24 protein-coding genes are annotated in these 25897 nt (G+C 57.3%); 7 read left to right on the forward strand and 17 right to left on the reverse strand.

What is annotated here, in order from left to right:
• Nucleotide 1: 1 nt before the first annotated feature.
• On the reverse strand, nt 2-1456 hold the full coding sequence (locus tag ACP7AJ_RS03500; RefSeq protein WP_426058790.1) for a hypothetical protein: 1455 nt from the start codon (nt 1454-1456) through the stop codon (nt 2-4).
• 358 nt (nt 1457-1814) lie between these two features.
• Here ACP7AJ_RS03500 and ACP7AJ_RS03505 point away from each other — a divergent pair, with 358 nt between their 5' ends.
• Complete coding sequence (locus ACP7AJ_RS03505; RefSeq protein ID WP_426058791.1) at nt 1815-2042, forward strand: hypothetical protein; 228 nt, start codon at nt 1815-1817, stop codon at nt 2040-2042.
• 61 nt (nt 2043-2103) lie between these two features.
• On the opposite strand, the gene recG is transcribed toward ACP7AJ_RS03505, so the two are convergent.
• The 4 genes from recG to mutY all read right to left on the reverse strand — a co-directional run bounded on the left by recG (nt 2104) and on the right by mutY (nt 6710).
• A complete protein-coding gene (gene recG, locus ACP7AJ_RS03510) occupies nt 2104-4200 on the reverse strand; it encodes an ATP-dependent DNA helicase RecG (protein ID WP_426058792.1) in 2097 nt (698 codons plus the stop codon).
• Between the two features lie 125 nt (nt 4201-4325).
• Complete coding sequence (gene gldD / locus ACP7AJ_RS03515) at nt 4326-4916, reverse strand: gliding motility lipoprotein GldD (protein ID WP_426058793.1); 591 nt, start codon at nt 4914-4916, stop codon at nt 4326-4328.
• Nucleotides 4917-5055: 139 nt separating this feature from the next.
• Entirely contained in the window at nt 5056-5487 is a 432-nt protein-coding gene (locus tag ACP7AJ_RS03520; RefSeq protein ID WP_426058794.1) for a single-stranded DNA-binding protein, read from the reverse strand.
• Nucleotides 5488-5627: 140 nt separating this feature from the next.
• The gene (gene mutY, locus ACP7AJ_RS03525) at nt 5628-6710 is read right to left on the reverse strand and encodes an A/G-specific adenine glycosylase (RefSeq protein ID WP_426058795.1); all 1083 of its coding nucleotides are present in this window, start codon (nt 6708-6710) and stop codon (nt 5628-5630) included.
• Nucleotides 6711-6898: 188 nt separating this feature from the next.
• Here mutY and ACP7AJ_RS03530 point away from each other — a divergent pair, with 188 nt between their 5' ends.
• From ACP7AJ_RS03530 to ACP7AJ_RS03540, 3 genes are all read left to right on the forward strand, one after another.
• Nucleotides 6899-7207, forward strand: a complete 309-nt coding sequence (locus tag ACP7AJ_RS03530; RefSeq protein WP_046244842.1) for an HU family DNA-binding protein — start codon at nt 6899-6901, stop codon at nt 7205-7207.
• A 191-nt stretch (nt 7208-7398) separates the two neighbouring features.
• A complete protein-coding gene (locus ACP7AJ_RS03535; RefSeq protein ID WP_426058796.1) occupies nt 7399-8361 on the forward strand; it encodes a tetratricopeptide repeat protein in 963 nt (320 codons plus the stop codon).
• Nucleotides 8362-8701: 340 nt separating this feature from the next.
• A complete protein-coding gene (locus ACP7AJ_RS03540; protein ID WP_426058797.1) occupies nt 8702-10309 on the forward strand; it encodes an Rne/Rng family ribonuclease in 1608 nt (535 codons plus the stop codon).
• 98 nt (nt 10310-10407) lie between these two features.
• On the opposite strand, the gene ACP7AJ_RS03545 is transcribed toward ACP7AJ_RS03540, so the two are convergent.
• A complete protein-coding gene (locus tag ACP7AJ_RS03545; protein ID WP_426058798.1) occupies nt 10408-11085 on the reverse strand; it encodes a porin family protein in 678 nt (225 codons plus the stop codon).
• 80 nt (nt 11086-11165) lie between these two features.
• Between ACP7AJ_RS03545 and ACP7AJ_RS03550 the strand changes: the two genes are divergently transcribed.
• Nucleotides 11166-12191 carry a gliding motility lipoprotein GldB gene (locus tag ACP7AJ_RS03550; RefSeq protein WP_426058799.1) on the forward strand — a complete coding sequence of 342 codons (1026 nt, stop codon included), beginning with the start codon at nt 11166-11168 and terminating at the stop codon, nt 12189-12191.
• A gap of 67 nt (nt 12192-12258) precedes the next feature.
• Entirely contained in the window at nt 12259-13467 is a 1209-nt protein-coding gene (locus ACP7AJ_RS03555; RefSeq protein ID WP_426058800.1) for a glycosyltransferase family 4 protein, read from the forward strand.
• Between the two features lie 112 nt (nt 13468-13579).
• Here the strand turns inward: ACP7AJ_RS03555 and nth are convergent, their stop codons facing one another.
• The 4 genes from nth to ACP7AJ_RS03575 form a co-directional block, all read right to left on the reverse strand.
• On the reverse strand, nt 13580-14257 hold the full coding sequence (gene nth / locus ACP7AJ_RS03560; protein ID WP_426058905.1) for an endonuclease III: 678 nt from the start codon (nt 14255-14257) through the stop codon (nt 13580-13582).
• 159 nt (nt 14258-14416) lie between these two features.
• A complete protein-coding gene (locus tag ACP7AJ_RS03565) occupies nt 14417-14608 on the reverse strand; it encodes a hypothetical protein (RefSeq protein ID WP_426058801.1) in 192 nt (63 codons plus the stop codon).
• Complete coding sequence (locus ACP7AJ_RS03570; RefSeq protein ID WP_426058802.1) at nt 14586-15221, reverse strand: RNA polymerase sigma factor; 636 nt, start codon at nt 15219-15221, stop codon at nt 14586-14588. Before ACP7AJ_RS03570 ends, ACP7AJ_RS03565 begins: the two co-directional genes overlap by 23 nt.
• A 291-nt stretch (nt 15222-15512) precedes the next feature.
• Complete coding sequence (locus ACP7AJ_RS03575; protein WP_426058803.1) at nt 15513-15917, reverse strand: hypothetical protein; 405 nt, start codon at nt 15915-15917, stop codon at nt 15513-15515.
• Between the two features lie 124 nt (nt 15918-16041).
• On the opposite strand from ACP7AJ_RS03575, the gene ACP7AJ_RS03580 reads away from it, so the two are divergent.
• The gene (locus ACP7AJ_RS03580; protein WP_426058804.1) at nt 16042-17322 is read left to right on the forward strand and encodes an MFS transporter; all 1281 of its coding nucleotides are present in this window, start codon (nt 16042-16044) and stop codon (nt 17320-17322) included.
• A 24-nt stretch (nt 17323-17346) separates the two neighbouring features.
• Here ACP7AJ_RS03580 and ACP7AJ_RS03585 read toward each other — a convergent pair whose 3' ends face one another.
• The 7 genes from ACP7AJ_RS03585 to ACP7AJ_RS03615 form a co-directional block, all read right to left on the reverse strand.
• Nucleotides 17347-17988, reverse strand: a complete 642-nt coding sequence (locus ACP7AJ_RS03585) for an NUDIX hydrolase (protein WP_426058805.1) — start codon at nt 17986-17988, stop codon at nt 17347-17349.
• Nucleotides 17985-18635 carry a nucleotidyltransferase family protein gene (locus ACP7AJ_RS03590; RefSeq protein ID WP_426058806.1) on the reverse strand — a complete coding sequence of 217 codons (651 nt, stop codon included), beginning with the start codon at nt 18633-18635 and terminating at the stop codon, nt 17985-17987. The genes ACP7AJ_RS03585 and ACP7AJ_RS03590 overlap by 4 nt, the downstream gene beginning before the upstream one ends.
• Complete coding sequence (locus ACP7AJ_RS03595) at nt 18636-20966, reverse strand: xanthine dehydrogenase family protein molybdopterin-binding subunit (protein ID WP_426058807.1); 2331 nt, start codon at nt 20964-20966, stop codon at nt 18636-18638. It lies immediately after the preceding gene.
• A gap of 151 nt (nt 20967-21117) precedes the next feature.
• Entirely contained in the window at nt 21118-22101 is a 984-nt protein-coding gene (locus ACP7AJ_RS03600; RefSeq protein ID WP_426058808.1) for an FAD binding domain-containing protein, read from the reverse strand.
• A 2-nt stretch (nt 22102-22103) separates the two neighbouring features.
• Nucleotides 22104-22745: a (2Fe-2S)-binding protein gene (locus ACP7AJ_RS03605; protein WP_426058809.1), complete on the reverse strand. Its 642-nt coding sequence runs from the start codon at nt 22743-22745 to the stop codon at nt 22104-22106.
• A 176-nt stretch (nt 22746-22921) separates the two neighbouring features.
• Nucleotides 22922-23989, reverse strand: coding sequence for a ComEA family DNA-binding protein (locus ACP7AJ_RS03610; protein WP_426058810.1), 1068 nt, complete (start codon nt 23987-23989; stop codon nt 22922-22924).
• Nucleotides 23990-24200: 211 nt separating this feature from the next.
• On the reverse strand, nt 24201-25772 hold the full coding sequence (locus ACP7AJ_RS03615) for an alpha/beta hydrolase family protein (RefSeq protein WP_426058811.1): 1572 nt from the start codon (nt 25770-25772) through the stop codon (nt 24201-24203).
• Nucleotides 25773-25897 lie beyond the last annotated feature (125 nt).

Raw genomic sequence — 25897 nt, forward strand, 5'->3', positions numbered from 1 at the left:
GCTACTTGACCACAATTTTTTCTAGCTGCAGGGCTGCCGATTTCTTGCTGGGCCGGCTCACGCCAATAATGGTTTTCTCGCCTAGCCACGCAGTAAAGTCTTTCACGTAGGCGAGCTGCTGGTCGTCGGCCACGTTCAGCTTCAGCCGCTCGGGCTGGCTCACCACGCCGGTTTGGGCGTTGATGCGGCGCAGGTACAGGTCCGACTTTTTGTTAATATTTTCCAGCGTTACCAGCTGCACCGTGTTCCCAAACACCGCCGCCCGGAAGCCGATGCCCGTGTAGGCATCGACGGCCGGTGCCACTTGTTTTTTGGGCACAATGCTGTGCCAAGTAGGCTGGCCAAACTCGTTATACCCAAACACGTGCAGCTCGCGGGCATGGACCGGAGTGCCTTCGCCGCCTTCTTCAAAATGCTTCTCGGCAATCACAACCAGCTGCTTGTCCGCCGTCAGCAGCAGTTCACCCAGATATACGTCTTCCAAGCGTTTTACTTCTACTCCACTGGCTTTGCCTACTTCGGCCAAGTAGGCGGGAGTGAAGCGGAATTCCGGCGAAAACTTCATGTCGCCATTACCGCTGAAATCGTATTTCACCACTTTCAGGCTGTAGTATTCGCCACTTTGGTAGTCGGCACACAAGGCCGCGGCATATAGGCTTCCGTCGTTCAGAACCTTGAATTTGGCATCACGAATTGTCACGGACTTGCCTCCAAAAGTGCCCCCAACCGGAACGCCCAATACCTTGACTTCAGTCGACTTGCCCGCCGGGTAACGGCGTACGGTCAGCTTGGTCATGCGGTCGCCAACCAGCGTCACATACTGGGTGCCGTCGTTGGCCACGTGAACGGCTGGGGAGAAGAAGTCGCCCAGTGCGTGAAAGTCGTAGGTCTTGTCCTCAAGTTTGCCCAGGTTCTGGTCAAACAACGTGGCAGCAATGCTTTTCACTTGCTGTTCCCGGGTAAAATAGCGGAAGGCCAGCATCCGGGTGCCATCGGGCGAGATGGAAACTCCCGGTCGCCGGTCACGGGCCGGCACGGCTATTACCGCTTTGGCTGTGGCCTTCTGGCCATTTTGTAAGTTCACCGCTACCACATTCAGCTTCTGGCCGCTTTCATCTTTTTGATGAATCACCACCAGGGCCTGCTGCGGTCCGCGGCCAAAGGCCTCAAGGGTTTCGTCGGGGCCCACCGGAATGGTGGTGCTCCATTGTTTTTTGAGGTCGGCATCGTAACGCTCTACGGCATAGCCGCCTGCGCTTTGATGGGCCAGAATTACAAAGCCCGAGCCATCGGCTAAGGGAAGTGTTTTGGTTGGCACCCGCATGTCGTAGCGGTCGGTGCCCTGCTCAGGCAAGTAGCTGAAGGGGGCCGACTTCACTTTTTGCGACAGTGCTGGGTTGGCTAAACTCAGCAGTGCTCCTCCCATCAAGCTTGTCAGCAACGCTCGGTAAAGCATAGAATTTTGTCTTCTTGAATTGAGCTGTGGTACTTATGTGACTCACTGATTATGCCCAAAAGTACCCACTATCGGCTGAGCTACACCTAGAAACTCCTCTTTATGTCGCACCGAGAGCGAGCCAGCTAACAAAAAAGTATTCTAACAATAACACTAGCACCGTCACTTTCGTACATAGACCCCGTTTACTTTGTGACTGCAAGGAGAAGTGCAATAGGACGGATGGTATAAGTTGACAAACTTCCTTATAATCATCTCTTTACACCGGTATAAATTATTTTTGTCTGGTCTTTCACACATTTTACCTACCCAAAACTTAGTGCTTCGTACCTTTGCAAAAGCATTAGGTTATAATATTATGAAATCACTTTTCAAGTTTACGCTATTATTTGCTCTCATTGTCAGTGGCAAACTTGCTAAACAACCTGCTGCCATTGCCGTGGCAAAAAACACAGAAAGCAAGCCTGCTACTGATACCTCGATGGTCTTTGCCAGCCAGATGTTTCTCGTGCAGTCGATAAAGCCAGTGCAATCGGAAACCAAGCCCGAACAAACAGACACGAGCCTGATGGCAAATCTGTTTTAGGGAAAACATTCGCGACTTTTTCGAAAGTCTTTTTTTGCCCCAGCCTTTGGCGAGCAGTTCTCTAGCTGATTCTGCTCCAGTTCACGGCCGTAGCCGGTAAGCTCTCAATGTGGCGCCGGATATTCCCATTAGCGGGTTGTTCCAGGTTGGGGTCATCGGCTAGAATGGCCTGAGCCGCCGCCCGGCTTTCGCTCAGGATTCGGCCGTCTTTGGCTAGGTCGGCAATCAGCAGGTCGAGCACGCCGCTTTGTTGCGTTCCCATCAGGTCGCCAGGCCCTCGCAGCTTGAGGTCAATGTCGGCGATTTCGAAGCCGTTATTGGTTCGTACCATGGTTTCGAGGCGGGTGCGGGCATCTTTGCTCAGCTTAAAGCTCGACATCAGGATGCAGTAGCTCTGGTCCGCTCCGCGGCCCACGCGTCCGCGCAGCTGGTGCAGTTGCGAAAGACCAAACCGCTCGGCCGATTCTATCACCATCACCGAGGCATTGGGTACGTTCACACCCACCTCAATCACGGTGGTCGCCACCATAATCTGGGTTTCCTTTTTGATGAAGCGCTGCATTTCGAAGTCCTTCTCTTCGGCCTTCATGCGCCCGTGCACAATGCTGATTTGGAACTCCGGGAAAGCCCGCGACACGCTTTCGTAGCCATCGGTCAGGTCCTTGTAGTCCATGGTTTCGGACTCTTCAATCAGCGGGTACACGATGTAAACCTGCCGGCCCAGCTTCACTTGGTCGCGGATGAATTCGAATACTTTTAGGCGGTTGGCGTCGTAGCGATGCACCGTCACGATGGGTTTACGGCCAGCGGGCAACTCGTCAATCACGCTCACATCGAGGTCGCCATACAACGTCATAGCGAGCGTGCGCGGGATGGGCGTGGCGGTCATCACCAGCACATGCGGAATAACGTGCGGATTCTTCTGCCAAAGTTTCGAGCGTTGGGCCACACCAAACCGGTGCTGTTCGTCCATAATGGTCAGGCCCAGGTTGCGGAACTGCACTACGTCTTCCAGTAGGGCATGGGTGCCCACTAGCATGTGCATGGTGCCGTTGCGCAAGGCCTCGTGTAGCACGCGCCGCTCGGCCGTGCGGGTGCTGCCCGTAAGCTTGCCAATGTGAATGCCCAAGGCATCCGCATACACCTTCAAACCGGTATAGTGCTGGTCCGCCAGAATCTCGGTAGGCGCCATGATGCAGCTCTGTGCTCCGTTATCTGCAGCCATCAGCATGGCAATAAAGGCCACGATGGTTTTGCCCGAGCCCACGTCGCCCTGCAGCAAGCGGTTCATCTGCTGCCCGGCACAGAAGTCCTTGTAAATGTCGTGAATAACCCGCTTTTGGGCTCCGGTCAGGTCAAATGAGAGGTGGTTCTTATAGAAATCCACCAGGGTCGGCACCTGATTAAAAATCTGCCCGGCCAGGGTCACCTTGCGTTGGTCGCGCTGGCGCAGCAGCTTAAGCTGTACGTAAAACAACTCCTCAAACTTCAGCCGGAACTTGGCAGCGGCCAACAGCTCCGGGCTTTGCGGAAAGTGAATCTGCTGCAGTGCCTGCGGCTTGCCCATGAGCCCGTAATGCTCAATTAGGGCCGGCGACAGCGACTCCACCACATGCGACTGCGCCAGCTTCAGTAGCTCGCCCACCATGCGCATGATGGCTTTGCTATCGATGCGATGATAGTTTTTAAGCTTTTCCGAAGTGTTGTACACCGGTTGCAGAAAGCTTTGCCCGGGCTTGGCCTCAGTAACTTCTTCCAGCTCGGGGTGGGCCATTTGGGGCCGGCCGTTGAACATGGTGGGCTTGCCAAATACAATGTACTCCTGGTTGTTTTTGGTGTACTGTTGCACCCACTTGACCCCCTTAAACCACACCAGCTCCAACTCGCCGGTGCCATCGCCCACTTTGGCGGTGAGGCGCTGCTTGGGACCTTCGCCCACCAACTCCTTGTTCCGCAGCATGCCTTTTACCTGCACATAGGGCAGGTCGTCGTGCAAGTCGGCTACATTGTATACCTGTGTCCGGTCCAGGTACCGAAAGGGGTACCGCTGAATGAGGTCGCCGTAGGTGAACAAGCCCAGCTCTTTGCCCAGCAGTTGGGCGCGCTGGGTGCTGCCCACTGTGCGCAGAAACTCAAGCCGGGTGTTGAAGAAACTCATTTAACAATTAGCACTTAACATTTAATGACCTCTTATCAATCAACGCGCCTGAATCAGTAGCAACCTTGCTTGCCTACTAAAGCTGTTAAATGTTAATTGATAAATGGCAAATGACTAGCAAATGACTAGCGGTAGCGCAGCGTATTTAGCATCCGTACCATGTCTTCTTTCACGTACTCAATAACCGGGGCTAGAGAGTCGTTCGCCGTGGCCGTCCGGAAATACAACGCTCCACGCAGGAAGTGCTTGGTGCTATCCGTTGTATAAAACTGGAATTGGCTCGGAACCTCGCCCTGCAATTCAAATACCGAAGCGCGCAGCCCGCTCGGGGTCTTCAAAATGCGCTCATCGATGGCTGTGGCCTTAATTTCGTGCTTGCCGGTCAGCTTGCGCGCGTCCTCCATCATCTTATTATAGAGGCGGCGGTCGCGCTGCACATCCATATAAGTAATCTGCACATTCGCGTTCAGCTTCGGATAATACACATTGAGCCAGTGCGGCTGGGCCATGTAGGAAGAGTCGCGCTTTATTACTGCCTCCTTAGAGATTTCAAAAGAATAAGGATGGTCTCCTGGCAGCACCTGGTAGTGGTGAGGCGGTAAATCAATGCGGTTATAGCCCTTGGGCTTAGGTGTAAAATCCGGTGCCGATGAGCAGCCCGCCAGCAAGGCCAACGCCACAGCTGCCAAGGAGAGCTTTTTCAGTAGTAATGCCACGTAGTTGCTTATAAGATTGCGCTGCTGCCGCGTTGGCCAGCGTGCCAGGTATCAAAGGTAACCTTTGGCTCGTGCCAGTCGCAACGAAAAAAGCCCCGGGCTAGTGCCGGGGCTTTTCATGAAATGCGTCAGTTGACGACTAAAAGGGCAGTTTGTCGAGCTCCGGCTCTTGGCGGAAGGTCTGTTGCGGTTCAGCAACTACCTGGCCGTTGGCATCGGCGGCGGCGCCAGCGCCTTGCGGCCGGCCGCCCAACATCGAAATCTCATCTGCGATGATTTCCGTGATGTAGCGGGTTTGTTGGTCCTTGTCTTGGTACTGGCGAGTGCGCAGTTTGCCCTCAATGTATACTTGCTGCCCCTTTTTCAGGAATTTATCAGCCATGTCGGCCAAGCCGCGCCACGCCGAAATGTTGTGCCACTCGGTACGTTCTACGCGGTTGCCTTGCTTGTCTTTGTAGTAGTCATTGGTAGCGAGGGTAAAGTGAGCCACGCTCACGCCGCCTTCCAAATGCCGCACCTCAGGGTCTTTGCCCAGGTTGCCTACCAATATTACTTTGTTTACTCCGGCCATATTAATGCACGTTAGGAAATACGGAATCGAAAGAGCCACCCGGCTTTTCTTGCCTTAAAGATAAGAGATTAAATCGACTAATGCTAATATTTTGCTAAAAATAAAAGCGAAAATAGCTAATCTGAGTGGGAATGTTGCGGTTAAATATTTTGGCTACAGTAATTGGCAATAAGCTTAGGCTTGGGCAGGGCCTCAATCTCCGCCGCCGAGTACGCCCGCAGGCCTAGGTCACGGAGGGTACTTACCGGTAATGGCTGAGCCAAAGCCATGGAGTGAAAGCGTGCCTCCAGCTTTTGATGGCTCAGCACGTGGCGATAAGCTGCGCTTGGCTCTGCAGCTTGACTGGTGTCGAGGCGTGCACCCAAGGCGTCGAGATGGCGCATAAGTTCCGCGGGCGGCAACTCCGCGATGGTCGTTTCAGTCATGGCAAAATCGTAGAGACCTTGCCAAATGTCCTTTTCGCGCCGTTCGCGCAAGTAGGTTTGCTCGCCGTGGCGCAGCACGAAGTAATGGAAGTAACGTGTGCGCGAAGCCTTGGCCTTGCTCTTGACCGGCAACAGCGCCACTTGCCCGTGCTGAAACGCCCAGCACTGGCTTTGCAAAGGACAAAAAAGACAATCGGGCTTCACGGGGGTGCACTGGATGGCCCCAAACTCCATAATGGCTTGGTTGAAATCGGCCGGCGCGCTAGCCGGAATGTGCTGGTCGGCCAGGGCCTGAAATTCCTTGCGTGAGCTGGGCGCGGCGATGTCTGAATGCAAGCCAAAAATGCGGGCCAGCACGCGGTACACGTTGCCGTCGAGCACGGCCACGGCTTCGTCAAAAGCAAAAGAGGCAATAGCGGCCGCAGTGTATGGGCCTACGCCGCGCAGCAGCAGCAATCCCGCGTAGGTACTGGGAAATTGCCCTCCGAATTCATGCACCACCTGCTGGGCGGTGTGGTGCATGTTGCGAGCCCTCGAGTAGTAGCCTAGTCCCTGCCAGTAGCGCAGGACTTCGGCTTCGGGCGCCGCGGCCAAATCCTGCACCGTAGGATAAGCCGCCAAGAAGGTGTTATAGTAGGGTAGGCCTTGAGCCACACGGGTTTGCTGAAGAATCACCTCCGATAACCAAATAGCGTACGGGTCGCGGGTGTGGCGCCACGGCAGGTCCCGATGATGGCGCGGATACCAAGCCAAAAGGGCGGCTGCCAGAAAGGAAGGCCGGGGAGTTGTGTTGGTCAAAATTTTGAAAGCGAATAATTTGAGTCCAGAACTTGTTTCGTGATTCTGGTTGGTAAAACAAAAAAAGGAGGCTACCTTTGTGGCCCCAATTCAAGGGCGAACCGCCTACCGGGCAAGGGCTTACGCTGGAATGCGGGATTTTTTTGCCTAAAAACGTATTTTTTTAACCCCCTAAGGACCATACCAACGTGACTAAAGCTGAGGTAATCGCCGAAATCTCTACGAAGACCGGCATCGAGAAAGCAGATGTATTGATGACTGTTGAGGCTTTCTTCAAAGTCGTGAAAGATTCAATGACGGAAGGCAACAATATTTATGTACGTGGCTTTGGCTCGTTCGTAAACAAGAAGCGCGCCCGTAAAGTAGCCCGCAACATCTCGAAAAATACGTCGCTCATCATCGAGGAGCACTACATCCCGAGCTTTAAGCCTTCGAAAACCTTCGTGGCTAAAATTAAGAACAGCAAGAAGGTTAAGGCCGTTGCTGCTAAAGCTTAAATTATCTAGTAATAGGCGGTAAATAAAGTGCGCAGTAGCAAGGTTCCTGAACACTTATTTAGGTGATTACTGTTACGCAATCGGGCAACCGACCGGGACCCCAGCTACCTACTATCAGATAATGAATTACCGGCCGCGCCGCCGGTGTCTTTTCCGCAAGGGGAAGCCCGGCGGCCGGTTTTTTTCAGCCCATGGCCACTACTAGCTCAGCTTCTCATCAATTGGTTGTCCTCGCCGCCGCGCTCGCGCTGGTAGGGGGCTTGTACGTGTTGCCCAAAGGCATCGTGAAGCCAAAAGAAAGCCGTTCTGAGTTAAATAAGGACGCAGCTAAAACGGCTAACCGCGACGGTGGTGGCTCTAATACCAACGGCTCCAAAACCGAGGCTTCCTCGGGGCCGGTGCCGGCTACGGCTATCGACAACGGCGGGGCCCACTCCGACGACGACGGCCATGACCACAGTGCCTCCGCCCCGGAAGCGGCTCCGCACACCAGCGCCACCCCTGCCCAACGGCAGGAACTGGCGCGGTTGCTGGCTGAGTATAAGGCAGCGCCCAATGCTGCTGCGCAATCGGCAACCGCCATCACGTTGGCCCGTCGCTACGAAGCCGTAGAGCGGTTCGACAGTGCTGGCTACTACCTGGAGCAAGTGGCTTTGGCCAGCCCTAGCGCTCAAAACTGGCAGCGGGCAGCCGATGCTTACTTCCAAGCGTTTAGCTTTGCGGCGTCGGAAGAGCGGGTGAAGCTGCTGGGCGGTAAGTCCCGGGAGCTTTACGCGAAGGTGTTGCAGAAAGAGCCGGGTAACCTCGACGCTAAAACCAACCTTGGCATGGCCTACATGGCCTCCGACAACCCCGTGCAGGGCGTAACCCTCCTGCGCGAAGTATTGGAAGCGGACCCCCGCAACGAGAAAGCCCTGTACAACATGGGCATTCTGGCGGTGCAAAGCAACCAGTACGACAAAGCCGTGACACGTTTTAAGGACTTGGTGAAAGTCAATCCGAAGAACGTGAACGGGCAGTTTTACCTTGGCGTTGTCTTGGCCCGTACTGGTGCCAAGGAAGAAGCCAAGGCAGCCTTCCTCACTGCCAAGAGCCTGAGTCCTGACCCGGCCCTGGCCGCTTCAGTAGACGAGGAAGTCGCCAAATTGAAGTAGACACAACCAATCAAACACCAACTTAACCCCCAAGCATCATGCCCTGCGGTAAAAAAAGAAAGCGTCATAAGATTGCCACTCACAAGCGCAAGAAGCGCCTGCGCAAGAATCGCCACAAGAAGAAGTAAGCCTCACGGGGCGTAGCGGCGGCCGGCAGTTTTCCTAACGGGAAAGGAGTCGGCCACCTATCTCTCACGTAGCCTCCTGGGTGTGGCCGCGCTGGGTGCTTTTCCCGTGGCTCGCGAGGGAAGCCAGAACCATTGGTTCTGGCTTCCCTTTGCCGGTTTCGGGGTAGTGCTGCGGTTATATTTTGGCAGGTTACCTTAACTAAATCAATGCTTTGAGTAATGAATTAGTCATTAATTCTACTCAGGAAGGCGAGCGGATTGCGTTGTTGCAGGACAAGCGGTTGATAGAATACCACTTCGACCGCAACGACACCAATTACTCAGTAGGCGACATCTTCCTGGGCACCGTGAAAAAGGTGATGCCCGGTTTGAACGCGGCTTTTGTGGACATCGGCTACGAAAAAGACGCGTTTCTACACTACGGCGACCTCGGCGAACAATACAATTCCTTCACCAAGTGGGTACGGACGGTTCAAAGCGGCCGGGCCGGCACTGCCGGGCTGGAGAAATTCACGTTTGAGCCCCCACTCGAAAAAGTGGGCAAGGCCGAGAGCGTATTCAAGAAAGGGCAGCAATTGGTGGTGCAAATCATCAAGGAGCCTATTTCAACCAAAGGCCCCCGCGTGAGCACCGACATTTCGATGGCCGGTCGCTACCTCGTGCTGATGCCGTTTTCGAACACCATCAGCGTCAGCAAGAAAATTGTGAGCAAGGCCGAGCGTGACCGCCTCAAGCGGCTTATCGCCAGCATCAAGCCTGTGAACTTCGGCGTTATCATCCGCACTGTGGCGGAAGGGCGCGAAGTGGCCGAGCTCGACAAAGACATGCAGGACATGGTGGCCAAGTGGGAGCAGCTCTACAGCACACTCCGCACGGCCAAGCCGAACGACAAAGTCCTGGGTGAGCTGGGCCGCACTTCGTCGATGCTCCGCGATATGCTGAACGAGTCGTTCGACAGCATCATGGTGGACGCCCCGACGATGTACGAGGAGATGCGGGATTACCTGCAGAAAATTGCGCCCGACAAACTTGGGCTGCTGAAGCTCCACAACTCAAAAATCAAGATTTTTGAGCAAACCGGCATCGAAAAGCAGCTCAAAACGCTGTTCGGCAAAACGGTGACGGTGCCCGGAGGCGGTTATCTCGTAATTGAGCACACTGAAGCCCTGCACGTTATCGACGTGAACTCGGGCAGCAAGAGCAACCAGGAAAACGACCAGGAGGCTACGGCCCTCATGATAAACCTGCTGGCTGCGAAAGAGGTGGCCCGGCAGCTGCGGCTGCGCGACATGGGCGGCATCATCGTCATTGACTTCATCGACATGCGCTCGGCCGAAAGCCGGAAGAAGGTTGAGGACACAGTGCGCGACGTGATGAAGCTGGACAAGGCCAAGTACACCGTACTGCCCATTACCAAATTTGGGTTGATGCAGATTACCCGGCAACGGGTGCGCCCGGCCGAGAACATCGTGACCGGCGAGGTGTGCCCCACCTGCGGCGGGACGGGCAAAATTTCGGCGTCTATCCAGGTTACTGATGACATTGACAACAGCATTGATGACTTGCTGGTGAACCAAAACCAGTCGGGCATCACGCTGTCGGTGCATCCGTTCCTCCACGCTTACTACACCAAGGGTCTGGTTTCGCGCCAGATGAAGTGGTATCTCAAATACTACAAATGGGTGAAAGTAGTGAAGGACAGTAGCCTCGGCCTTACTGATTATCGCATTGAGGATGAGCGAGGCGAAGAAATTCAGCTGCGCTCTTCGGCAGCGGCCATGAGCCGTTTGCAAGACCGCGAAGTTGAGATTGTCGACTAAACTGGACAATTGATTTCGCAAAAAGAAGGGCCCCGCCGTTTGCACCAATGCAAACGGCGGGGCCCTTCTTTTTGCGAAGCTTTACGAAGCAGTGGGAGTTAAAATTTAATTCCCAGGTCTAGCGCTACGGAACTGTTTTTGATGGTGATGTCTCTGAAATCACGAGTTTTCTCGAAATAGCGGTCAATGTCTACCAAGCCGCGGTTGTAGCTGATGCCGGCGAAAACTTTGGTGGTTTTGGCTAGCTGAAACTCAACGCCCAAGCTGGCCAGAGCATCAGCATCGAAGAACAGGACATGGTCGCTGGCCTTGGTTTCATTGTTGGTGGCAGGGTCAGTGTAGAACTTGCTGCTGTTGATGCGGGTGCCAATGGGCACATTTAGCGAGCCGCCCACCTGGAAGTAAAGACGAGTATCGGGGGCCACCTCGTTTGTAAAGAGTTTTACCGTGAGTGGCGCTTGCAGGTACTGCATGTTGAATTTTTGCGTTGCAGAGATAGGCTGGCCGCTCGCAGCATCCCGGTAGCTAATTGTGCCGCCTTTGCCGTTTAGCAGCAGGCCCGTGCTTATCGCGTAATTCTCCCCAAAGAAGTAGTCGACCACCAAGCCTCCGCCGAAGCCAAACTGGCTGCCGTCGCTCTTAAAAGCCTTGTCGCTGGGCGACTCGGCCCGCAGGCTGGTGATAGATGGCGATATTTTCAAGCCAATTTCAACCTGGGCTGAAGCAGTAGTAATGCTGGCTGCAAAGGCCAACAGGGCAAAGAATAGTTTTTTCATATGAGGCAGAAAGGTCCATTGGGTTCGGCAACTGCCGACTGCCAATGGGTTTTGGCTAATTTTACCCCAAAGTAACGAGCGTGACTAAGAATAATTTTGCCTGGCGGCGTTGGCTGCCCGTGTTTTTTGGCTTGAGCCTTGGGTTAGGGGCTTGCAAAAGCGGCGCCTCCGATGGCTGCCGGACCGACGCTGCCGCCGATGCGCCAGCCGTGCCAGTGCGTATTAAACATCTGGAAACAACCTTTTTCAAGGTAAAAACGCCGGCTGATGCGCAGCAGTTTATGGTTGCAAATCCAGCATTTTCCCGCTACTATTTGCAGCGGCAGCCAAGCAATGAGAAGGAACTGGCTACCAACCTGGCCCAACTAGCTACCAACGATGCCTTGCATCAGTTGGGTCGCGAAACCAAAGCTGCTTTTCCCGACAGCGCCGCGCTCAAGCGCGACTTGGGCGAGATGTTCCGTCGGGTGCATCATTATTTCCCTGATTTCAATGCGCCGCAGGCTGTCACCTACGTGAGTGGGTTTCTGAGCAAGGATATTTATGTGAACGACAGCTTGCTGGTGCTGAGTCTGGATTGGTTTGTGGGCCCCAAGGCCAGCAAACGCCCCGACTTGCCCCAGTACATGCTGCGCCGCTACACCCCCGAGGGCTTGATGCCGCTGCTTGCCCAGGGAATATCGAGCAAGTACAATAAGCACGAGCTCACGGCCAACACCATGCTTGATGCCATGGTGCATTCGGGCAAGGCCCTCTATTTTGCGAGCCTGATGCTGCCGTGCACGCCCGACTCGTTGCTCATGGGCTACACCAGCCGCGAAATGGTGGGGCTAGAGGCCAACGAGCCGCGGGTGTGGGGCCATTTTCTGGAGAAGAACCTGCTGTATTCGACCACGCCATTTCTATTGCAGAAATACGTGGGCGAGCGGCCCAACGTGCCCGAAATCGACAAGACCTGCCCGGGCCGGGTAGGACAGTGGGTGGGCCTGCAAATTGTGCGTAAGTACGTGGCCACGCACCCCGACGTGAGCTTGACCCGCCTGATGGCTGAAAAGAATGCGCAGCGCATCCTCAATGAGTCGCACTACCGCCCGAAGCATGACTAAAGAGGTGGCAGTATAGTGTCGCTTACCACTTCGCTCAGTTATTAAGTCCAGCCGTTACCTATGATGCATGCATATTGCCGTTTTCAGCCAGTACCATACCAACCCTGACTGCCCGGCCACGAGCCGGCACTACACGCTGCTGACCCACATTGCCAAAGCGCACCGCGTAACACTCCTGACTACTCCCGCCTGGAAAGGGCAGCGGCTTAGCCAAGCCTATCCCTGGGTGCCGGCCGGCGTGGAAATCCGGGAGGCACGGGTCCCGTACAACAACAAGATGGGGACGGCCCGGCGTGCCCTGGCCTTCGCACAATATGGGCTTTGGGCGGTGCGGGAAGGTTTGCGCATCGATAGACCGGATGTTATTTGGGGTATTAGTACTCCCCTGACGGCCGCGTGGGCCGCAGCCCAGGTAGCACACTGGCGCAAGGTGCCGTGGGTGTTTGAGGTGCAGGATTTGTGGCCTTCGTTTCCCATTGCTATGGGCGCGGTGCCCACAGCTTTGGCCCGGCAGCAGCTATATAAACTCGAGAAGCGACTGTATGCCAGTGCCCGGCATATCTTGCCGCTTTCGCCGGACATGACGCGCTACGTGACGGACCTAGGTATTCCGGCTGGCAAAGTGACAACCGTACTCAATGGCACAGACCAGGAACTGGCTGCTCATGCTACCCTAGAGGCGGTGCAAGCACTGCGCCAGCAGCAGGAACTGATGGGCAAACGCGTCATTCTCTATGCTGGTACTTTTGGCCGTGCCAACGATATTCCGACACTGGTGGCAGCTGCCGAAGCCATGGCCGCCACAGATACGGACGCCGTCTGGCTGTTTTTGGGGCACGGGTTCTTTGAGCCGCTGATTGCAGCGGCCGCAGCCCGCTCGCCCCGGCAGATTCGGCTGGTGGGTGGACAGGCGCGGCACGAGGTATTCACTTGGTTTAGGCTGGCCGATGTATCGATTGTGTCGTTCCTGGGCTTGCCGGTACTGGATTCGAATTCGCCGGCGAAGCTATACGATTCGCTGGTGGTAGGAACTCCGATTATTGTCACCAATCAGGGCTGGACCCGGGCACTGGTGGAGCAGCATAACTGCGGCTGGTACGTGCCAGCTGGCGATGCCGCTGCACTGACTACAAAACTGCAGGAGCTGCTGGCTCAACCCGAAGTATTGACCGCGGCTGGCTCCCGTGGGCAAGCCTTAGCCATCGAAGAATTTGACCGGCAGCGGTTAGCTCAGCGAGTACAAATCATTCTAGAAGACGCGTCTGGGAAAAGGTAGGTCGACAAAGAGCTTATACTCTAACATGCAAGATTATATACCTGACAGTGCTGAGTTTATGCTGCTGAGTGCTGCCATGGGTTATGACAAATGTGTAACGCGCCGCCGGAGCCTACGCGGCAGGAATGGGCTCGTAGGCGGCCGCTTTGCCAAAGTGATTTTCGAAATAGGCGCAGCTGGGCGCTAGCGGGCAAATGCTGCACTTTGGCGTGCGGGCCACGCAGATATAGCGGCCGTGCAAAATCAGCCAATGGTGAGCTTTGGCAATTAGTTCTTGCGGAATGTATCGAACCAAGGCCTTCTCAACAGCAAGTGGGGTGGTGGCAGTTTTGGGCACGAGGCCGATGCGATGCGACACCCGGAAAACGTGCGTGTCCACGGCCATGGCGGGCTGGTTGTAGATAACGGAGGCCACTACATTGGCTGTTTTGCGGCCCACACCGGGCAGACGCTGCAGTTCCTCAATCTGGCTGGGGACTTCGCCACCAAACTCACTCGTAAGCATGCGGCCCAGGCCGGCGAGGTGCTTGGCTTTGTTGTTGGGATAGGAGACGCTGCGAATGAAGGGGGAAATGTCCTCAGCAGCGGCCGCGCCGAGGTGTGCGGCCGTTGGAAACTGTTCGAGCAGGGCAGGCATTACCTGGTTCACGCGCTTGTCGGTGCATTGTGCACTCAGCACCACGGCCACAATTAACTCATAGGGGTTGCCGTAGGCCAGCTCGGTTTTGGGCTCCGGAAAGTTGGTGGTGAAGTAATCGAGGAAGTACTGGAAGCGGTCGGCGCGGCGCATAGCGAGGGATAGCAGCAAAAAAGAACTGTCATCCCCGCGCAACGAAAGCCGGAGACAGCGAACCAAAGAAACGTAATTGCGGGAACTACGGACCTTAAGTGGGCTATCCTTTGGCTCTTCGCTGCGCCCGGGATGACAGGAACAGGAAACCGAAAGGGTTTAGGAGTTGGCTAAAAAAGTGCGCGAATAGCGCAAAATGGCCTCGGAGGTCTCGGGCCGGGGCTCGCGACGTACGCCGTCGAGAACTCGCTGGGCCAAAAGGAGGTCGGCGCACGTGGAAGCCAAATCCGGGTCGTGCTGCAACGCCTCCTCTACCTCGCGCTGCCTTTCAGGAGGCAACTCGTTGTACACGTATTGGAGCAGTGTCGAATGGGGTAAGGTTTGGATCATAGTGGAGAGAATTTGCGGTCATCTTCTTCCGCAGGTTTATCAGGGCGTAGCGCATCCGGCCGAGGGCCGTGTTGATGCTAACGCCGGTTGCGTCAGCTATTTCCTGAAAGCTCATGTCGCCGTAATGACGCATCAGCAATACCTCCTTTTGGGCGGCTGGAAGTTCTTGGATTAACGCCCGAAGGCGGTTGTGGGTTTCTTCCCGGGCAAGAATATCGTCAGGGCCGTCGTCGGCAATCGTGAGCGTGCTGGCGAGCCGCTCGTTGTCGGTGAGGCTTACGTGGGGAACACGCTTGCCGCGCCGGAACGAATCGATGGCTAGGTTGTGGGCAATGCGGCAAATCCAGGGAGCAAACTTGCCTTCTTCGTTGTAGCGGCCACTCTTGATGGTGTGGATGGCCTTAATAAACGTGTCCTGCAGCAGGTCTTCCGCCATGTCCTCGTCGCGCACGATGAGCATGATGGTGGTGAACGCACGGCTCCGATGACGCTCCAAAAGAAGGGCGAAAGCAGATTCCTGGCCAGCCAGGTAGAGCGAGATGAGCGCGGAGTCGCTAGGTTGCAAGAGGTCCATAAAGGGCTACGGATTAGGAGAACGTAGAGCTTTAGACCAATAGTATGCAGTTACCTGAAAAAATATGAGCGCGACCGTGGGGTGCAGGACTTTTAGCCCGCTAGAATCGAACCAAATGTAGAGGAATGCAGTGCACTTGCGCAATAGCGCAACGAACAAAAAAGCCAGAATCTTTTTGCTTGTCCGGCGCAACCTTCATCAAACCAGTAATAAGGACCTTTTTATATAATATAAAAAATCAAATATTTAAAAAAGACTGTCCGGCTGCTAAATTTTTTTTATGCCCGCAGGCTATTGGGCTAACCAATAGTATGCCGCAGCTTCGTCGGTGAACAGGGCTGTGTGGTAGCCTTGGGTGGGGTCTTGTTTGCTGCTGATGGTGGCTACGGAACTGGCCGACTGGGCTTGCAATGCCCGCAGCGGCGAAACCAGAAAAGCAATGCGCACCGGGGCTGCGTAGCGGTTAGGTAGCAGGGTGAAGAAGTCGGTTTCGAGCCAAGCGTCGAGTTCGGGTGTGGCCAGCTCTTCGCGGCGGCGCAGGTCGAGCAGCCACCGCCAGCAGCGGTGCCCATCGGCGGCGTCGAGGACAGCGTAGTACCCAGCCTTAAGCTCGTACGCGGTGATTTCGCGCTGCCAGCGCGCCACAATGGCGGGCAGGTCGGGACGCGGCGTTATTTCCAAGCCAAAATTGGGCATAAGGCAGCGGAAAAGCAGTGACAATCAGTTTGCAATGTAGTCGAAAGTCAAGCACTACCCAAACGACTGCCGAAGGCGAGGCTACCTTTGGGCATCCGCGCCGCAATGGCGCTATTCGTGTTGCATGCTTCCTTCTGACCCTGGCGCCATTCCGGCTGCCCACGACCCGTACGCTGCCCTTCGCCTGCCCGATTTCCGCCGCTTGGTATCGGCCAAAACCCTCCTGACGGTGGCCACGCGCGTGCAAGGCCTGGTGGTGAGCTGGCAAATATTTAAGCTGACTAACAACCCCTTGGCGCTGGGCCTGATTGGCCTCGCGGAGGCCATTCCCAGCATTGTGGTGTCGCTGTATGCCGGCTACGTGGCTGATTCGGTGCGCCGCAAAAACATTGTGGTGGCGGCCATGGCGGTGCTTTTTCTGTGCGCGGTGGCGCTGGCCGCGTTTGCCAGCCCCTACGGCATTGGCTTTTTGGCCAAGGACTCGCTGTATACATTGCCGCTATATGGGGTGATTTTTGTGAGCGGCATTGCACGCGGATTTATGGGGCCGGCGCTGTTCTCGTTTATGCCGCAGCTGCTGCCTGACCGGACCTTTTTGTCGAACGCCATTACCTGGAACAGCACCACTTACCAGGGGGCTTCGGTGCTGGGGCCAGCCATTGGGGGCTACCTGATTGCGCACCTGGGCGTGGCCGATTCGTACCTCGTCACGACGGTGCTGCTGGGGTTGGCGCTGTTTCAGTTCTTGCGGATTGCGGGCCGGCCGCTGCCGCCCATGGAAGGCGAGCGGCTCAATTTGAAGGACAGCGTGCTGAGCGGTATGCGGTTTATTTTCAGCAACCAGTTGGTGCTCGCGGCGCTGTCGTTGGATATGTTCGCGGTGCTGTTTGGCGGGGCGGTGGCACTGCTGCCCGTTTTTGCATCAGATATTCTCAAGGTGGGGCCTACCGGGTTTGGGCATTTGGAGGCGGCTCCGGCCGTTGGTTCGGTGCTGATGGCGGTGGTCCTGACTTATTTTCCCCTGCGGCGGCACGCGGGTCGTAAGCTGCTCTGGGCCGTGGCTGGGTTTGGCGCTGCTACCATTGGGTTTGCGCTGTCCAAGAACTTCGTGCTGTCGCTGGGCTTGTTGTTTCTAACAGGGGCGTTTGATTCTGTCTCGGTTATCGTGCGTTCTACCCTGATTCACACATTCACGCCGGAATACATGAAGGGCCGGGTTTCGGCAGTGAACAATATTTTTATCGGTTCCAGCAATGAGATTGGCGCGTTTGAGAGCGGCCTGGCGGCAAGGATAATGGGAACGGTGCCTTCGGTGGTATTTGGTGGGCTGATGACCCTTTTGGTGGTGGCAGTCACGACGTGGAAGGCGGATAAGCTGCGCCGGCTGGAAATGGGCAACAAGTAGCAGTCTGGCTAGGCCGTTACTTGTTTAGTCGCACAGCGTGGGCAAGTCGGGATTTGCAGCAAACTCCATCATTGATTGCAATTGGGCCAAGGTGTTGCGGTCGGTTGACAGCTCAAGCGAAGCCAATTCGGAGCGATGTACCCAGCGGGCTTCCGCCGTTTCGGAGGTATCGGCTTGTAGGTTGCCGCCCACTTCCCGGCACAAAACAAAGGCTTTATAGATGTACCATGGCTGGGGCGGGTGGGCGTGCCGCTTCTTGTCGAGCAAAGCCAGCAGGCGCACGGCCTGGGTTTCGAGGCCGGTTTCCTCCCGGGCTTCTTTCACTGCCACCTCAAAGGGAGTGTAGCTGATGTCGGCCCAGCCGCCGGGCAGCGTCCACCGGTTGTCGTCCAGCTTCTCCTGCACCATCAGCACTTCGTCGGTGCCGCGGAACAGGACCGCCCGTACGTCTACTTTCGGGGTGGGGTAGTTGGTTTCGCCCGCAAACAAGGCGTTGAGCTGCGCCACGGGCTCTCCGGTGAGCATGCTAATCATTTGCAGGCTGAGGTCCTGTATTTCGTGGTAACGTTCCTGCGCATAGGGACTGGGCTCGTAAACCAAACCCGTTTGAGCAAGGGCCTGCAGGCGTTGGGCAATAAGGAGCCAGTCGGTGGGGGCGTTGCTCATGCGTTTGATTGCGGCTGGGTGAGTAGCGCAGCGTATTGTTCGGGGGTGTCGACATCCAGCAGGCCTGCTGGGAAAGCCACGTGGCCAACTGCTGAACCCAGGCCCGCAATGAGACGATTAGCGCCCTGCGTGCCCTGCAGTTGGCTTAGGGCTGCAAACATACTACGGTCAAAAATAGCCGGGACGCCGAAGGTTTCCCCATAGGCTGCCGCCACTACCGGTGCTTGGGTTTGCTGCTGTTGGGCAACCAGCTGTCTGAGCAATTCGGGCGTTACGAGGGGTTGGTCGCTGAGCATGATGAGACAGGCTTTGGGCTTGAAACAGGTAGCGGCAGCCAAGCCAGCCTGAATGGAAGAAGCCATACCTGTCTGCCAATCAGAGTTGTGAACAACCTGGAAGGGCAAATCTGCTACCTCAGCAGCTAGAGCTTCGTGGACTGCTCCGGTGACCAGTGTGAGTGGAGAACAGCCGGTGGCCACGGCCGTTTCTGCTGCGTGGCGGAGCAGCGTGCGGCCGTGGTAGGGCAAGAGTTGCTTGGGCTGGCCCATGCGGGTGGAGGCACCAGCAGCCAGCAGCACTAATGCCACCGAACCGGGCATTACCGGAACAGTGGCACTGGATGTAGTGGTAATGAGCCGCGGAGGCATTTAAACCGATTTGGTGCCCAGAATTTTATCGGGCGTGATGGGCAAATCGCGCACGCGCTTGCCGGTCGCGTGGAAAATGGCGTTGGCCACGGCCGCCGAAACGCCTACCATGGAGATTTCGCCGATGCCTTTCACGCCCATGGCATTGATGTAGGGGTCGCGCTCATCGATGAACTCCACCGTCATTTCCGGGATGTCGGCATTGACGGGAATGTGGTAGTCGGCGAGGTCGGCATTGACGTAGCGGGCGTAGTTGTGGTCGCGATGGGTGGCTTCCATCAGCGCCGCGCCGATACCGAAAATGGAGCCGCCGATAATCTGGCTGCGGGCCGTTTTAGCATTGAGGATGCGGCCGGCGCCGTGCACGCTCACCCAGCGGGTAACACGCACAGTGCCAAGGTCGGGGTCGACCTGCACCTCGCAGAAGTGGGCACCAAAGGAATGCATGGAGTGCTGTCCGGCCTGCTCCACATTGCCCGAGCTGGCGGGGCTGGCGGTCTGACCGGTTTCGTAGCCGGCGCCGTATTTGCCGTTGCCGGTGCCTTCGATATCGGTGAGTTCGGAGCGCTTCATGAGGGCCATGAAGTCTTCGCCTTTGGCCTTGTTTTTCTTCAATTGCAGGCGGCCTTTTTCAATGACTACATCTTCTGCCTTAGCGCCAAAGAGCGGGGATTTTTTGTCTTTAATAGCCAATTTGGTTAGGCGCTGCCATACGTCTTGCGCAGCCATGTAGACGGAAGACGACACCGTGCCAGCAGCCACCGACCCGCCCGAGTTGGGGGCGGTGGGCAGCTTGGTGTCGCCGAGCTCAAATCGGATTTTTTCAGGTGGCAGGCCCAGTGAATCGGCGGCTACCTGCGTCATCACGGTGTAGGTGCCGGTGCCGAGGTCGGTGGCGCCACTTTGCACCACGGCGTGGCCGTCGGCGTAGAGGCGCACACGGGCGGTACCCTGGGAGTTATGCACAGGGTAGCTGGCTGTGGCCATGCCCATGCCCACCAGCAGGCGGCCGTTGCGGGTGACGCCGGCTTTGGGGTTGCGCTTGCTCCAGCCGAAGAGCTCGGCGCCGCGGGCGTAGCACTCTTTCAGCGACTTGCTCGACCATGGGCGCCCGTTGGTGGGGTCTTTGTCGGCGTGGTTGCGCAGGCGAATTTCAATGGGGTCAATGTTTAGGCGGTAGGCCAAATCATCCATCAGGCTTTCTAGAGCGAAGGAGCCGGGCGCTTCGCCGGGGGCGCGGGTGTAAGTCGAGGTCATCACGTTGCCCCGGGCCAACTGGTAGCTGGCTTCGAAGTTGGGGCAGTCGTAGAGCATGTTGATGATTTTGCTGTTCGACTCGGCGTAGTTGTCCCAGGGCGAGGTGGTGGAGGTTTTCTCGTGGATGAGGGCCGTGAGCTTGCCTTCCTTGGTTGCACCCAGGGAGAGCGTTTGGGTCTGGTCTTCGCGGTGGCCCATGCCCGTGAATTGCTGCTTACGGGTGAGCGACAGCTTTACCGGCCGGCCCACGCCTTTGGCCGCCAGCACGGTGAGCACGCTGTGAGGCCAGCAGGAGCCTTTGCAGCCGAAGCCGCCGCCAATGTACTTCGTGATAACGCGCACTTGGTCCTGCGGCAGCCCCAGCATGGTAGACAGGGCTTTTTGCGTCCGGGTCACACCCTGCGTCGACTCATATACCGTGAGGCGGTCGGGGGCTTCCCACACGGCTGTGGTGGCGCCGGGCTCCATGGGGTTGTGATGGTTGATGGCGTGGGTGTACACGGCCGTCATCTGCACGGGGGCGCTGGCCAGGGCCGCGCGGGCATCGCCGCGGCGGGTTTTGCCATCGGTCTTGCCGTCCTGAATTTTTTGTGGGTCGAATATTTTCGCCTTAGGGTCGGTGTAGGCCGCGATGGGCTGCTCAGTGAGGTAGGTGACGCGCACTAGCTCGGCGGCGTGGGTGGCACGCTCGAAGGTATCGGCCACCACCACGGCCACGGGCTGGCCGGCGTAGTAAATAATATCCGACGTGAGCGGCATGAAGCCCATGGGCGCACCGATGGCCTTTTTGCCGTCCGCGTCGTTGGGCGTCACCGCCAGCTTCGGAATGTTGAGGTGGGTAAAGATGGCCAGCACGCCGGGCTGTTTGGCGGCGGCGCTGGTGTCGATGTTCTGAATTTTGCCTTTGGCGATGTCGCTGGTTTTCAGCACGCCGTAGGTGAGGCCGGGAATGGGGTACTCGGCCGAATACTTGGCCCGGCCCATCACCTTGTCGCGACCGTCGACGCGGTTCAGCGGCTTGCCGACCACGTTCGGGGTGGGGGAGGTTTCGAAAAAGGAGGGTTCGGTTTCCATATCTGGATAAGGCGTGCGAAGGTGGGGAGTTATGGCAGAAGCTGTAGAGACGCGACACTTCGCGTCTTGTCGTTTGCGCCGTCCTATTTGTTCAAAGACATCGTTCAACACCGAGACGCCAAGTGTGGCATCTCTACATTGTTCTTTAAGCCTATGCCGCCGTCAGTTCGGTGAGGGCACGGACCAGGGTGTTTTGAGCCAACTCGACCTTGAACCGGTTGTGTTCGCGGGGCTGGGCTTCGCGTAACGCGGCGGCGGCAGCGGCCCGGAAAGTAGCTTCCGTAGCTGGGGCGCCAGTTAGCACCTTTTCGGCTTCGCGGGAGCGCCAAGGCTTGGTGCCTACGCCGCCCAGCGCCACACGGGCCGAGCGAATCTGGCCGCCCTGTACATCGAGCCCCACGGCAGCCGAGGCCAGCGCGTAAGCATAAGAGGTCCGCTCGCGCACTTTCAGGTACATTGACTTGCGGGTGTGGGCTGCTGCGGGAATCGTGACGGAAACAATCAGCTCGCCGGGCTCCAGCACGGTTTCGCGCTGGGGCGTGTTGCCGGGCATCAGGTGGAAATCAACCAGGGGCACGCGCCGCTGCTTGCCTTTGGCGTTTTCGAGGAGCAGCACGGCATCCAGGGCCACCAAGGCCACGGCGAGGTCGCCGGGAAAGGTGGCGATGCAGGCCTTGCTGCCGCCCAGAATGGCCAAGCCGCGGTTTTCGCCGTCCTGGGCCGGGCAGCCCGAGCCAGGCTGGCGCTTGTTGCACGGAAACGCCGTGTCGCGGAAGTAGCCGCAGCGGGTGCGCTGCAGCAGGTTGCCGCCAATGCTGGCCATGTTGCGCAGTTGGGGCGAGGCCGCCTGCAGCAGCGACTGTGAAATAACCGGGTACTGTTGCATCACCAGCGGGTTTTCGCCCACGTCGCTCATGCGCTCCAGGGCGCCGATGCGCAGGCCGTCGCCCGTTTGCTCGATGCCTTTGAAGGCTAGCAGGTTAATGTCGACCAGCTGGTCGTGGTTTTCCACGTTCAGCTTCATCAAGTCGAGCAGGGTGGTGCCGCCAGCGATGAACGCCGCCTGCTTGTTGTCGCGCACGGCACCAGTGGCTTCCTTAGGCTGCGTGGCCTGGAGGTAGGAGAAGTTGTTCATGATTAAGACTTGAAACCGCTTTGTTCGACCTGCCGGATGGCTGCCACGATGTTGGGGTAGGCGCCGCAGCGGCAGAGGTTGCCGCTCATCCACTCGCGCACGTCGGCGTCGGTTTTAGCGTGCCCTTCTTTAATGCAGGCCACGCCCGACATGAGCTGGCCGGGCGTGCAGTAGCCGCACTGGAAGCCGTCGTGCTCGATGAAGGCGGCTTGCAGCGGGTGCAACTCCTCGCCTTTGGCCAGGCCCTCCACGGTGGTGATTTCCTTGCCCTGGTTCATCACAGCCAGCGTGAGGCAGCTGTTGATGCGGCGGCCGTCAACTAGCACGGTGCAGGCACCGCACTGGCCATGGTCGCAGCCTTTTTTGGTACCGGTGAGGTCTAGGTTTTCGCGCAGGGCATCGAGCAAGCTCACCCGCGGCTCGGCGCTGATGGTGCGGACGGCGCCATTAATCTTGAGTCGTATCTCGGTCACGCCTTCCACTTTTTTGGAGAGTGCCGTCAGCCGCTCGGCCTGGCTGATGAGCGGCGGGGCCAGCGCTAGCCCCAGAAAGCCGGTGGCTTGCTTGATAAACGAGCGGCGGCCGTCGTTGGGAATCGGGCTGTCGGGCTGAGCAGCCGAGTCGGGCGTGGAATTGTCAGTCATGGCAAGGGAAGTCAGAGGGTAGCTAGCTAACCGCTTATGCTGGGCAATGGTTAATTCTGCGTCAGTATTAAGGGCCGCTGCCTCTAGAATTAACTCCCTACTACGGTTCTGCTACCTCCGAAAGTTGTTGATGGCCCTAATCTTTTACTTCGCTTCCTCAGAGAAGGACCGGTGCTCTACTCGCAGCGCACGTACGGCCGCATTTTCTCCCAATCTTCGGCCTTCAACACAGGAATCTGCTTCAGGTCTTCCACTTGCTTGAAGGGCCCATGCTGTTGCCGGTAAGCCACAATGAGGCGGGCCCGTGGCTTGCCAATGTAGGGATGCAGGTAGAGCTCGTCGAAAGTAGCCGTGTTCACATTCACCAGCTTGGGCGCAAACCCGCCTGCCACGAACGTGTATTTCTTTAGGCTGTCGCGCAGGTCGGGGGCATCGCGCAGCACAAACACCTCATCCAGTTGGTCTTCGCGCAGGTAGCCACCGAGCTGGTTGCGGTAGCGCACTACCCACTTGGCCCGCCCCGCGCCAATGCCGCGAATCTGCATTAGCTGTGTGGTGTCGGCAGTATTGAGGTCGAAGGGCTGAAGGTTGCGCGGTTTGCTGGGGAATTTGCCGGGCGTACCAGCTGCAGTAACGAAGGGCGGAAATTTGCCATCGGGCCCCGGCTTGTTGGCGGCATAGTCAGGTCGCTCGCCGCGCTTGGGCGCTTCCTCGGGCAACTGCATAAAGGGGGCCAACCGTTGGTAGACGGAGTCTTCCAGGCCGTACATCTTCTTTACCTGAGTTTTGGCTTTAAAGCCGCCGGCGGCTTCGCGGTATTTGGTGATGCGTGCGGCTACAAAATGGGGCACGCCCCGGGCTTCCCAACCTTCAGTGGTCAGCGTGTTGGGGTCGAAAGGTGCGAGTCGCACTTGTGCTATTTTGGGGTAGCGGGAGCCGTTGGCCGTGCCCTGCCCGAAGTTTCGTTTGGGGAAGCGTGCGGCATAGCCCTGCTCGGCCGTGCGGTGCTCTTTTAGCTGCGCGGCCAGTTGGTCGAGCGCATTTTGGTCTGCTTCGGGTAGATAAACCGGTGCGGCCGGGCGCAGCACAATGGGCGCGACGATGGCCGCTAGCATCAGCACCAGCAGCCCGACCATGCCCTTGGCCTCTCCCCGCGAGTAGCCCATGTAGCGCCGTATCCAGCGCATAGGGCCGGAGTTTTCCCACGACCAGCGGGGCCGCGGCGAGGGTGGCGTTGCGGCCATGGTAGTAGGTCCAACGCACGGTTGGAAAAAGATGGGTAGTGAGGAAAGCTATGGCCCCAGGATTTTCATGGGACCAGCACGGTTGGCAAGTATAGGGTAAAAAAGCCCGACCAAGAGTAGACAGAAGCTTTACGAACTCAATTCCGGGCGAAGGGACGGTGAATAGCTAGGGCACACTGCCAGTTGAGTCGGTAAGCCAGCAAACTAGCCGCTAACCCTTGCGGAACATGCTCGCCACTTTGGCCATTTTGGGCAATGCTGCGGGCTGCTTAGCGTTCAGCGGCGAAGCAGAGACTTTGGTGATTTTGGTGTTCACCCAATCGTTAATCTTTTTCAAGGCGTCGGGCGAGAAGGTGGGCTGCTGCACCCCATTCACCAGCGGCCACTGCGCGGGGGGAGGCTGAAACAGATGGTTGACGCCATCGAGGCGATAAGCCGTCACAGAGTGCAGGCCGCGGCGCAGGGGAGTCATGTTGCGTTTAGCCGACACTTGTAAATCGGCGTTGCCGTTGAGCAGCAGTACCGGGCAAACTACTTTGTTTAAATTAGTCAGCGGGTTGAAATCGAAGAAGTAGCGCGACCAAGGCGATGTAAGCTGTACAGCGCGGGCGTGGGCCATAGAGGTAGTAATGCCCGAATTAGTGCTGTTGAGGACGGTTGCCACCTTGGCCTGGGCCAGGTCGTTGTTGGGCGTTTGCCTCACAATGCTCACCAAGCGTTGGTAGGCATCCTGCGCCGCTTTGATTTCCGCGGCATCAGACCCAATCAAGCGCATGATTTCACCTTGCTGGCGCAGCAAAACGTTGAAACCCGGCTGGCCATAAGCGGCTAGTGACATCACGAAATCCGGCGCATGGTGGGGCGCCATGGCTGCTAGCAGGGCCACGTTGCCGCCTTCTCCGTGCCCGAGCAGGCCCACGCGTTTGGCGTCAATAAGGGGGCGCTGCCGCAAAAAGGCCAGCGCGGCCTGCGCGTCCGTCACCAGGTCGGCGGTGGTGGCATTGGCGTAGGTGCCAGAGGATTTGCCCACGCCGCGGTCATCAAATCGAAGCACGGCAACGCCGTGGCGGGTGAGGTAGTCGGCAAGCTGGCCAAACATGCAGTAGCCAATTACTTCTACCTCCCGGCCTTGCGGGCCCAAGTCGGAGAGCAGCGCCACGGCGGGAAAAGGCCCCTCACCCGCGGGCACCGTGAGCGTACCCCCCAGGTGCTGCCTGGAGGCCGGGTTCTGGAAGCTTACTTCGGTAACGCTGTAGGGCGGCGCTGGGCGAAATGGAGCAGCAGCGGCCGTAGCCGGCTGCCCTGCGGCGGCTCGCAGCAACACCATGGGCTCCTTGATGCCGGGCTGCGTCCAAGTGCCACTGAGCTTGGCGCCACCGTCCAGTACCTTGCCCACAAAGCGGCTACCGGCTTGCTCAATGTCAAGCTTGATGTTGTTGCCCTTCAGCTCCACTGCTACGGGCATGCGGCTGATGCGCTGCTGTGGAGCGTCGAGGGCGGCGTAGTAGGTGCCGTTGGTGAGCGGCACCATGGTGATGACGATGGTGATTTTGCCGCCGAGCATCTTCAAAGGACCTTTCCACTGGCCATTGAGTGGCGCGAGTGGCTTAATAACAGTTGGTTTGGATGCGGCGGCAGGCTTTCCGGCTACGGGCTTTGCGGCAGGGCGGGTTTTGGCAGGGCTGGATACGGGACGCCGTGTTTGGGCGCTAGCGGGCAATTGTACCAGCAGTGCGGCAGACAGCGTGAGGGAAGCAGATACGATTAGTAGGAGTTTTATCATAAAAATAGTCCAATAAAATACAGGCCTTAGAGCTATTTATGTGAAACAAGAGCTGAAAAGTACAACAAACGCAAATTACTGACAAGCGGATGTGAGATTTAGGTAGCTGTTGAAAATGCAAATAG

Source organism: Hymenobacter sp. B1770, assembly GCF_049896385.1.
In the GTDB taxonomy this organism is placed as follows: Bacteria; Bacteroidota; Bacteroidia; order Cytophagales; family Hymenobacteraceae; genus Hymenobacter.

Bases quoted from the DNA above. Each gene is read 5' to 3' on its own strand.
- ACP7AJ_RS03505 (WP_426058791.1), top strand. From the start codon at position 1,815: ATGAAATCACTTTTCAAGTTTACGCTATTATTTGCTCTCATTGTCAGT.
- ACP7AJ_RS03520 (WP_426058794.1), bottom strand. From the start codon at position 5,487: ATGGCCGGAGTAAACAAAGTAATATTGGTAGGCAACCTGGGCAAAGAC.
- ACP7AJ_RS03610 (WP_426058810.1), bottom strand. From the start codon at position 23,989: ATGGCCGCAACGCCACCCTCGCCGCGGCCCCGCTGGTCGTGGGAAAAC.
- ACP7AJ_RS03605 (WP_426058809.1), bottom strand. From the start codon at position 22,745: ATGACTGACAATTCCACGCCCGACTCGGCTGCTCAGCCCGACAGCCCG.
- ACP7AJ_RS03555 (WP_426058800.1), top strand. From the start codon at position 12,259: ATGCATATTGCCGTTTTCAGCCAGTACCATACCAACCCTGACTGCCCG.
- ACP7AJ_RS03600 (WP_426058808.1), bottom strand. From the start codon at position 22,101: ATGAACAACTTCTCCTACCTCCAGGCCACGCAGCCTAAGGAAGCCACT.
- ACP7AJ_RS03590 (WP_426058806.1), bottom strand. From the start codon at position 18,635: ATGCCTCCGCGGCTCATTACCACTACATCCAGTGCCACTGTTCCGGTA.
- ACP7AJ_RS03570 (WP_426058802.1), bottom strand. From the start codon at position 15,221: ATGGACCTCTTGCAACCTAGCGACTCCGCGCTCATCTCGCTCTACCTG.
- ACP7AJ_RS03615 (WP_426058811.1), bottom strand. From the start codon at position 25,772: ATGATAAAACTCCTACTAATCGTATCTGCTTCCCTCACGCTGTCTGCC.
- ACP7AJ_RS03580 (WP_426058804.1), top strand. From the start codon at position 16,042: ATGCTTCCTTCTGACCCTGGCGCCATTCCGGCTGCCCACGACCCGTAC.
- ACP7AJ_RS03545 (WP_426058798.1), bottom strand. From the start codon at position 11,085: ATGAAAAAACTATTCTTTGCCCTGTTGGCCTTTGCAGCCAGCATTACT.
- ACP7AJ_RS03585 (WP_426058805.1), bottom strand. From the start codon at position 17,988: ATGAGCAACGCCCCCACCGACTGGCTCCTTATTGCCCAACGCCTGCAG.
- recG (WP_426058792.1), bottom strand. From the start codon at position 4,200: ATGAGTTTCTTCAACACCCGGCTTGAGTTTCTGCGCACAGTGGGCAGC.
- nth (WP_426058905.1), bottom strand. From the start codon at position 14,257: ATGCGCCGCGCCGACCGCTTCCAGTACTTCCTCGATTACTTCACCACC.
- ACP7AJ_RS03575 (WP_426058803.1), bottom strand. From the start codon at position 15,917: ATGCCCAATTTTGGCTTGGAAATAACGCCGCGTCCCGACCTGCCCGCC.
- ACP7AJ_RS03595 (WP_426058807.1), bottom strand. From the start codon at position 20,966: ATGGAAACCGAACCCTCCTTTTTCGAAACCTCCCCCACCCCGAACGTG.
- ACP7AJ_RS03500 (WP_426058790.1), bottom strand. From the start codon at position 1,456: ATGCTTTACCGAGCGTTGCTGACAAGCTTGATGGGAGGAGCACTGCTG.
- ACP7AJ_RS03535 (WP_426058796.1), top strand. From the start codon at position 7,399: ATGGCCACTACTAGCTCAGCTTCTCATCAATTGGTTGTCCTCGCCGCC.